Source organism: Buttiauxella gaviniae ATCC 51604 (assembly GCF_001654835.1).
In the GTDB taxonomy this organism is placed as follows: Bacteria; Pseudomonadota; Gammaproteobacteria; order Enterobacterales; family Enterobacteriaceae; genus Buttiauxella; species Buttiauxella gaviniae.
Genome location: NZ_LXEP01000021.1, coordinates 106,296 through 114,170, shown reverse-complemented (window position 1 = coordinate 114,170; position 7,875 = coordinate 106,296). Strand labels below are relative to the sequence as shown.

General features: G+C 50.2%; 7 protein-coding genes and 1 riboswitch. Of the genes, 2 read left to right on the top strand and 5 right to left on the bottom strand.

Annotated features, from left to right (window positions below; translation table 11 throughout):
- Window positions 1-171: 171 nt before the first annotated feature.
- Both murI and btuB read right to left on the bottom strand, forming a co-directional pair.
- On the bottom strand, window positions 172-1,038 hold the full coding sequence (gene murI, locus M977_RS11615) for a glutamate racemase (RefSeq protein ID WP_074392023.1): 867 nt from the start codon (window positions 1,036-1,038) through the stop codon (window positions 172-174).
- Entirely contained in the window at window positions 983-2,851 is a 1,869-nt protein-coding gene (gene btuB, locus M977_RS11610) for a TonB-dependent vitamin B12 receptor BtuB (protein WP_064515120.1), read from the bottom strand. Before btuB ends, murI begins: the two co-directional genes overlap by 56 nt.
- Before the next feature lie 68 nt (window positions 2,852-2,919).
- Window positions 2,920-3,110: riboswitch (cobalamin riboswitch) on the bottom strand.
- Between the two features lie 109 nt (window positions 3,111-3,219).
- On the opposite strand from btuB, the gene trmA reads away from it, so the two are divergent.
- Complete coding sequence (gene trmA / locus M977_RS11605) at window positions 3,220-4,320, top strand: tRNA (uridine(54)-C5)-methyltransferase TrmA (RefSeq protein ID WP_064515118.1); 1,101 nt, start codon at window positions 3,220-3,222, stop codon at window positions 4,318-4,320.
- 45 nt (window positions 4,321-4,365) lie between these two features.
- Here the strand turns inward: trmA and M977_RS11600 are convergent, their stop codons facing one another.
- Window positions 4,366-4,722 carry a YijD family membrane protein gene (locus M977_RS11600; protein WP_064515116.1) on the bottom strand — a complete coding sequence of 119 codons (357 nt, stop codon included), beginning with the start codon at window positions 4,720-4,722 and terminating at the stop codon, window positions 4,366-4,368.
- A 14-nt stretch (window positions 4,723-4,736) separates the two neighbouring features.
- Window positions 4,737-5,381, bottom strand: a complete 645-nt coding sequence (fabR, locus tag M977_RS11595; RefSeq protein WP_115631628.1) for an HTH-type transcriptional repressor FabR — start codon at window positions 5,379-5,381, stop codon at window positions 4,737-4,739.
- A gap of 192 nt (window positions 5,382-5,573) precedes the next feature.
- Between fabR and sthA the strand changes: the two genes are divergently transcribed.
- Window positions 5,574-6,974, top strand: coding sequence for a Si-specific NAD(P)(+) transhydrogenase (sthA, locus tag M977_RS11590; protein ID WP_034461384.1), 1,401 nt, complete (start codon window positions 5,574-5,576; stop codon window positions 6,972-6,974).
- On the opposite strand, the gene oxyR is transcribed toward sthA, so the two are convergent.
- The gene (oxyR, locus tag M977_RS11585; RefSeq protein ID WP_064515114.1) at window positions 6,948-7,874 is read right to left on the bottom strand and encodes a DNA-binding transcriptional regulator OxyR; all 927 of its coding nucleotides are present in this window, start codon (window positions 7,872-7,874) and stop codon (window positions 6,948-6,950) included. The two genes, sthA and oxyR, sit on opposite strands and share 27 nt — an antisense overlap.
- Window position 7,875 lies beyond the last annotated feature (1 nt).

Sequence of the window (7,875 nt, the reverse complement as noted above, 5' to 3'; positions counted from 1 at the left end):
GGATGCGTATATTACGCTTTCCTCTTTCAGAGTCAAGCGTTTATTTTCGCTTTTCATCTGGCTGACAAGCCGGTTTGTAAGCCGTTGTGCCGTGTCAGTGGAGGCGCAGTATAGGGATTTTCTGGAAGCTGACAACCCCTATTTTCAATTTTTATTTCAACCGTCGATTTTTTATTCGAAATCGCTACAAACAGCCAGTTTTTCAAGCCTTGGGAAGCCATAACGCTGCAAAACGGGTGCTAATTGTGCAATCTCAGGCGTAAGCCCCATACAGAACGCAATGTTCTCATCAGAAGATAATGCTTTCGGAGATTCATGCTCTAAAAGCCATACGGTACGGCGAGCAATCGCAGCACCTGAATCAATCAGCCTGGTGCCTTCCGGCAGGACTTGCAGTAACTCTTCTTCTAATAGAGGGAAATGAGTGCAGCCTAATACAACTGTATCAGGTGGCTCTTTCATTCTTAGCCATGGACGAAGGATCTTACGCAGTTCTTCAAGGTCGACAGGGTACCCGTGTAATTTGGCCTCTGCTAACTCCACCAGCTCTGCCGAACCGAGCATTTCGATTTTGCATTCTGACGCAAAGCGCGCAACCAGCTCGTGAGTATAAGGACGGCGAACCGTACCGCGCGTTGCAAGCAAACCGACAACACCGTTAGTCGTCAGACGCGCAGCAGGTTTAATAGCAGGGACAACGCCTACGACAGGGAAAGCGAATTTTTCACGTAGCGCAGGAAGCGAAACGGTACTCGCCGTATTACAGGCGATGATGGCGAGCGCGAGTGGGTAACGTTCCTGAACCGCAGTAACAATTTCAACTACGCGCTCAACAATGAACTCTTCGCTTTTCTCACCGTAGGGAAATGCCACGTTATCGAAGGCATATATATAGTGCAGGTCAGGCAAAAGCTGCCGGACTTCGTCATACACAGAAAGCCCACCGACACCGGAATCGAAAACCAGTACGGTGGGACGTGTATTAGAAGGTATAGCTGCCAGTGAGGTAGTATTCCCGTCCTGGGGTTTGATAGCCATAAACCGTCTCGTAATCTTTATCGAACAGGTTGGCAATTCTACCACGAACGGTTAGCTGTGAGGTGACAGGATATGATGCGGAAACATCAACAGTGCTGTAACTCGGCAAAACCTGCTGAGTCGGGCTGTACGAAGAAGTATTGTTATCGTAGCGTTTGCCGTAGTACTGCCACGCAACATCCATATCGACATTAAACATACTCCAGTCGAGCTGATACTTCGCCTGACGTTTGGCGCGACGAGCCAACACCTCATCAGTCTGGTCATCACGCGGGTCCATATACTGAAGCGTCACTTTATGGGTAAAGATGCCGGTATCAACGCTGCCCGTCCATTCCAGCCCTTTGATGGTCGCGGACTTGATGTTGTCGTAATTCCCTTCGAAAGATCCCGGGGCAGAATAGTAGGTAATGAGGTTTTCTATCTGGTAATGATAAGCCGACAAGCGCCAATCTACTGGCCCTGTCAATCCTTCAAGTCCGGCTTCCCATTGTTTAGACTCTTCTGGCTTCAGGTTTGGATTTGAGTCGATACCAAAACGTGTCGAACCAAACTGCTGCCCAAGCGATGGCGCGAGGAACCCGGTACCATAAGAGACCGTCGCACGATAACCTTCAACAAATTCCCAGCCAGCGGCCGTCTGCCATGTGCCGTGCCAGCCAAATTGTTCGTCATTATCTTCACGACCAGAGGCTTCCAGCGTCACATCACCAAACTGCTGCTGACCGCTGAGGTAAACACCCGTGTTATCGCGCTTATAGGTATCAGACATCGCAGTGTCTGAAGACGTCAAGCGCTGCTGCTGCCAATCAACGCCTGCACTGACTGAGCCATTTCCTACAACAAAGTTATTACCCCACTGAATGTTACGCTGGGTCATATTGTCGAGAGTGGTACCGTCGTTATAGCGGCCATTCACGCTGCTATAGTTGTAGTCTTTTACTTTTTGATAGCTAGCCAACAACTGGGAAGAGTAAAGGCCAGAATGGAAGCGCATGCCCGCATCGAATGTCTGGTTGTAAAGTTGCTCTTCATCGCCACCACCGGCATACCCATACGACCCCTGGTCGTAATCAGTATTGTTGGTATAACCGTAACCACGGAAGAAACCATCAAACTCGTCACTGAACTTATGCTCAAGCCCACCCCAGAAAGATTTGCTGCGATAGCCATCACGATCGCTATCGCCGCTATAAGGTGAGTCCGGCAAGACGTTGAAGCCTTTGGTCGTTTCATACGAACCAGCCACCGTCGCCACGGTGTCGCCAAAGCGATGACGCAAAGTACCGTCGTATTGCTGATAGCCGTTCGAGCCTACACCCGCATTGATTTGCGATTTATCTTCATCGGTTTGCGTGATGATATTCACCACACCGCCAATTGCGCCCGATCCATAAACAGCTGAGCGAGGGCCGCGAATGTATTCGACGCGTTGCACCAATGAAAGGGGGATTTGATTGATATCAGCAGTGTTAGAGATTCCTGGACGAGCGATAGGAATACCATCTACCAGCACTAACACATGGCTTGCATTGGTTCCGCGAATAAACATAGAAGAACCTTGCCCAATACCGCCGTACTGCGCGATATCCACGCCAGGCAAACGACGCATCACATCGTTAAGCGATTTTGCCTGCCATTGGTCAATATCTTCCCGGGTAACAACATCAGTCGGAGCCAACACCGTATTAACCGGTTGCTGAAAACGATTTGCCGTCACCACCAGGTTTTCTTCAGAATTGCTGTCTTGCGCCCAGCCAGAAAAAGCCGTTACGGACAACGCCGTAAGCAGCGAAAGTTTTTTTAACTTCATTTAAATAAGCATCCGCTTTTAAATCAAGGATGCCGCAGACATAACCGATAGCACGCGATAGTTATGACAAATTGCGACGTATACCGGCAGGTCTTCGGGCTTGGATGTGTTTTATTTACGGATGATGACTTCCCACTTTATTAAGCAGTGTCTGCACATGGCGTTCATCCCACTATTCCTTACCGCTGCGCGTCAGCCCCAGAATTGCACTGGGTTCCCTTTTAACTCATGTAAAAAGGCCGGAAACGCTATGCTACGATTTTGTTAATAAGCTTGTCTATAAGCATCAAAATGCAACAGCGCTGGACATCACGAGCCTAATCCCTACAATCGCCGCGTAGTTTGACTTTATTAACAGGTAGCCGCTTATGACTCCAGAACATCTCCCGATAGAACTTTACGACGCGCAACTGGCCGAAAAAGTCGCCCGATTGCAAAGCATGATGGCCCCTTTTGCAGCTCCCGCGCCGGAGGTGTTCCGTTCGCCAGTCAGCCATTACCGGATGCGCGCTGAATTCCGCATCTGGCACGATGAAGACGACCTGTACCACATCATGTTTGACCAGGAAACTAAGCAACGTATTCGGGTCAATAGTTTCCCGGCAGCAAGTGAACTTATCAACGCACTAATGCCAGCAATGCTCGATGGTGTGCGCGATATTCCCGCCCTGCGTTTTAAGCTTTTCCAGATTGATTATCTGACTACCATGAGCAATCAGGCTGTGGTTTCGTTGCTTTATCATCGCAAGTTGGGTGAAGAGTGGCAGCAACACGCTGAAGCATTGCGCGATAATCTGCGTGCTCAGGGTTTCAACGTTCATTTAATTGGACGCGCGACCAAAACCAAGATCGAACTGGATCAGGATTTTATTGATGAGCGTTTAACCGTTGCCGGTAAAGAGATGATTTATCGCCAGGTTGAGAACAGCTTCACTCAGCCAAACGCGGCAATGAATGTTCATATGCTGGAATGGGCACTGGATGCAACTCAGGGTTCCAGGGGCGACCTGCTGGAATTGTACTGTGGTAACGGTAACTTCTCGCTGGCGCTAGCACGTAACTTTAACCGTGTACTGGCGACTGAAATCGCCAAGCCGTCTGTCGCTTCCGCGCAATACAACATTGCAGCGAATGAAATCGACAACGTGCAGATTATCCGCATGTCAGCAGAAGAGTTTACTCAGGCGATGAATGGCGTGCGTGAATTCAGGCGTCTGGAAGGGATCGACTTGAAAAGCTATCAGTGCGAAACCATTTTCGTCGATCCACCGCGCAGCGGTCTGGATGCAGACACGGTGAAGATGGTGCAGGCATACCCACGTATTCTCTATATTTCCTGCAACCCGCAGACCCTATGCGAGAATCTGGAAGTATTAAGCGAAACCCATAATGTTTCGCGCCTGGCGCTCTTCGACCAGTTCCCGTATACGCATCATATGGAATGCGGCGTGTGGCTGACACGCAAATAGCAAAACGGACGCCTCGGCGTCCGTTATTATTTCTGGCTAAGAATACTATTCAGTTACCTGCGCTTTACGGGCGCGAACTTTGAAACCAATCCAGAACAGCAATGCAACTGAAAGCACCGCAGGCAAGAAGTTAGAACCAATCACCGGATACTCAGCCCGCACAACTGCGCTATATAACAAGACACCTAGCACAAAGCACGCCGCAGCAATACTTGGCAGGCCAACAGGCATCGTGCGGTTCAGGTAGCGTTGATGCAAACAGTACACCGTCAGCACCAGCGTGATCATCGGGAAAATGGAAAACGGCACAACCGAGCTAAATAGCGCGGCAAACGTGCCGTTAATTGCCAGGCCTGCAATAAACGCCAGCCCGAGCGTACCTCTCTCTTGTAACTGTTTCATTGCTCTTCCTTTACTCACTCTTCAGATATTTGAGCTAATGCCACTTTTTCTTGCTCCCGGCGATACCAGTAGTACGCACCTTTTGAAATCATGCGCAACTGGAGTACCAGGCGCTCTTCAAGCTGACGACGCTGATCGGCATCAACGTCCAGCGCTTCGGCACCAGCACTAAAGACAATCGTAACCATCGCTTCTGCCTGCGCTTCAGTAAAACTACGCGGCATGCGATTTTCGAGTTCAAGATAGTCAGCAAGTTCCGCAATAAAGTGCTGAATTTCACGGGCGACAGCGGCACGAAATGCGGCAGATGTTCCAGAACGCTCACGTAACAACAAACGAAATGCGTTGGGATTATTACCGATAAATTCCATAAATGTTGAGACAGAAGTACGAATTACGCTCCCGCCTTTGGCAATTCGCTGGCGAGCCTGGCGCATTAACTGGCGCAGCATCAGGCCGCTTTCATCAACCATCGTTAAACCCAGTTCGTCAACATCACGAAAGTGGCGATAAAACGATGTTGGCGCTATACCAGCCTCACGGGCGACTTCGCGCAAACTCAGGCTGGCAAAACTTCGTTCAGCACTTAACTGGCTAAACGCGGCTTCGACCAGAGAACGCCTGGTTCTTTCTTTTTGTTGCGCTCTTACACCCATCATATTGCCTGAATCTCTTAATCGAACTCGCACTATACCAGAGAATAACTTAACTGGTTTTATACAGGATTGTGAATGATTGTTTACGCGAGCCGCTTCGCGTAAAGCAGCAAAAAGCACAAGGATAATTGGGTTATCCCGCTGTTGATGTTACCATTGTGTTGCTTTTATGTATAAGAACAGGTAAGCCTTACCATGTCACACACCTACGATTATGACGCAATAGTAATTGGTTCCGGTCCTGGCGGCGAAGGTGCCGCAATGGGGCTGGTGAAACTCGGAGCAAGGGTAGCCGTTGTTGAGCGCTACCATAACGTGGGTGGCGGTTGCACTCACTGGGGAACCATCCCCTCAAAAGCGCTGCGCCACGCAGTCAGCCGCATTATCGAATTTAACCAAAACCCTTTATACAGCGACCACACACATCTCCTCCGTTCATCCTTCGCCGATATTCTTAATCACGCTGATAGCGTCATTAACCAACAAACTCGCATGCGCCAGAGCTTTTATGAGCGTAACCGCTGCGAAATGTTGCAGGGCGACGCACGCTTTGTAGATGCACATACTATCTCGCTGGAATGTCACGATGGCTCGGTGGAGATGATCACCGCAGAGAAATTCATTATTGCTTGCGGCTCGCGCCCTTATCGTCCGCCAGAAGTCGATTTCAGCCATCCGCGGGTGTACGACAGCGATTCCATTCTTAACCTCCACCATGAACCACGCCACGTCATTATTTATGGTGCAGGGGTGATTGGTTGCGAGTATGCGTCGATCTTCCGTGGCATGAACGTCAAAGTTGATTTGATTAATACCCGCGATCGCCTGTTGGCGTTTCTCGATCAGGAGATGTCCGACTCGCTCTCTTACCACTTCTGGAATAGCGGCGTCGTTATTCGCCACAACGAAGAGTTTGAGAATATCGAAGGCGTGGAAGATGGTGTCATTGTGTCGTTAAAGTCTGGCAAAAAAGTGAAAGCTGACTGCCTGCTTTATGCGAACGGGCGCACGGGTAATACCGATTCGCTGTCACTGGAAAATGTTGGGCTGGAAGCAGATGGCCGTGGTCTGTTGAAGGTCAACAGCATGTACCAGACTGCACAACCGCATATTTATGCCGTTGGCGATGTGATTGGTTACCCGAGCCTGGCATCTGCGGCTTACGATCAGGGCAGAATCGCGGCCCAAGCTCTGGTTAAAGGCGAAGCAACGGCGCATCTGATTGAAGATATTCCGACAGGTATTTATACCATTCCGGAAATCAGCTCCGTCGGGAAAACCGAGCAGCAGTTAACGTCGATGAAAGTGCCGTATGAAGTGGGCCGGGCGCAGTTCAAGCACCTTGCGCGCGCGCAAATCGTTGGCATGAACGTAGGCACGCTAAAAATTCTCTTCCATCGTGAGACGAAAGAGATTTTAGGGATCCACTGCTTTGGTGAGCGTGCGGCCGAAATTATTCACATCGGCCAGGCAATTATGGAGCAGAAAGGGGGTGGTAACACGATTGAGTACTTTGTTAACACCACCTTTAACTACCCGACCATGGCGGAAGCCTATCGAGTAGCGGCTTTAAACGGCTTGAACCGCTTGTTTTAACTCTGGCTCAAAATGGCCATCCATATGCGTGCGGATGGCCTCAGCGAGTTGCTCATAGCGACCACGCAGTGGAGAACCCGGACGATAAACCAGACCGATAGTACGACGCGGCTCTGGTTTATAACATGGCAGGTAAACCACACCGTCCCGGCAGCGCTCGTTTGGAACTGCCAGCGCAGGTAACAATGTTATCCCACTTCCGGCTGCCACCATGTTACGCAGCGTTTCAAGGCTGGTTGCACGGAAATGCGTGTCTTCTTCCGCTCCCGCTTGAAAACAGAAACCTAATGCCTGATCGCGCAGGCAGTGCCCGTCTTCCAGCATCAATAGCTTTTCACCTGCAAGATCCGATAATGGAACGCGATCACGGTCCGCCCACGGGTGGTCCTGGTAAATCGCCAGCATCATTGGCTCATCAAACAGCGGCACTTCAATAAAGGCTTCACTCTCTTTCACTAAAGCGAGAATCGCACAGTCGAGTTTTCCGCTATCAAGCTGCGCTAACAACTGATGGGTCTGCGCCTCGTGCAGGTACATTTCTAGTTTCGGGAAAGTTTTATGCAGCATCGGGATAATCTGCGGCAGCAGATAAGGCCCAACGGTTGGGATCAAACCGATGTGCAGCGGCCCGGACATTGCCTCGCCCTGCTGACTCGCCATCTCTTTAAGGACTTTTACTTCTCGCAGCACAGTGCGAGCCTGGTCCACCAGCAACAAACCCGCCTGAGTGAACAACACTTTACGGCTAGTGCGTTCAAGCAACATCACGCCGAGTTCATCTTCAAGTTTACGAATCTGACCGCTAAGCGTTGGCTGACTGACATGGCAGGCATCCGCTGCCCGACGAAAGTGACGATGCTCAGCCAGCGCCACCAGGTATTCTAGATCACGAATATTCATT

Bases quoted from the DNA above. Each gene is read 5' to 3' on its own strand.
- btuB (WP_064515120.1), bottom strand. From the start codon at position 2,851: ATGAAGTTAAAAAAACTTTCGCTGCTTACGGCGTTGTCCGTAACGGCT.
- M977_RS11600 (WP_064515116.1), bottom strand. From the start codon at position 4,722: ATGAAACAGTTACAAGAGAGAGGTACGCTCGGGCTGGCGTTTATTGCA.
- oxyR (WP_064515114.1), bottom strand. From the start codon at position 7,874: ATGAATATTCGTGATCTAGAATACCTGGTGGCGCTGGCTGAGCATCGT.
- fabR (WP_115631628.1), bottom strand. From the start codon at position 5,381: ATGATGGGTGTAAGAGCGCAACAAAAAGAAAGAACCAGGCGTTCTCTG.
- trmA (WP_064515118.1), top strand. From the start codon at position 3,220: ATGACTCCAGAACATCTCCCGATAGAACTTTACGACGCGCAACTGGCC.
- murI (WP_074392023.1), bottom strand. From the start codon at position 1,038: ATGGCTATCAAACCCCAGGACGGGAATACTACCTCACTGGCAGCTATA.
- sthA (WP_034461384.1), top strand. From the start codon at position 5,574: ATGTCACACACCTACGATTATGACGCAATAGTAATTGGTTCCGGTCCT.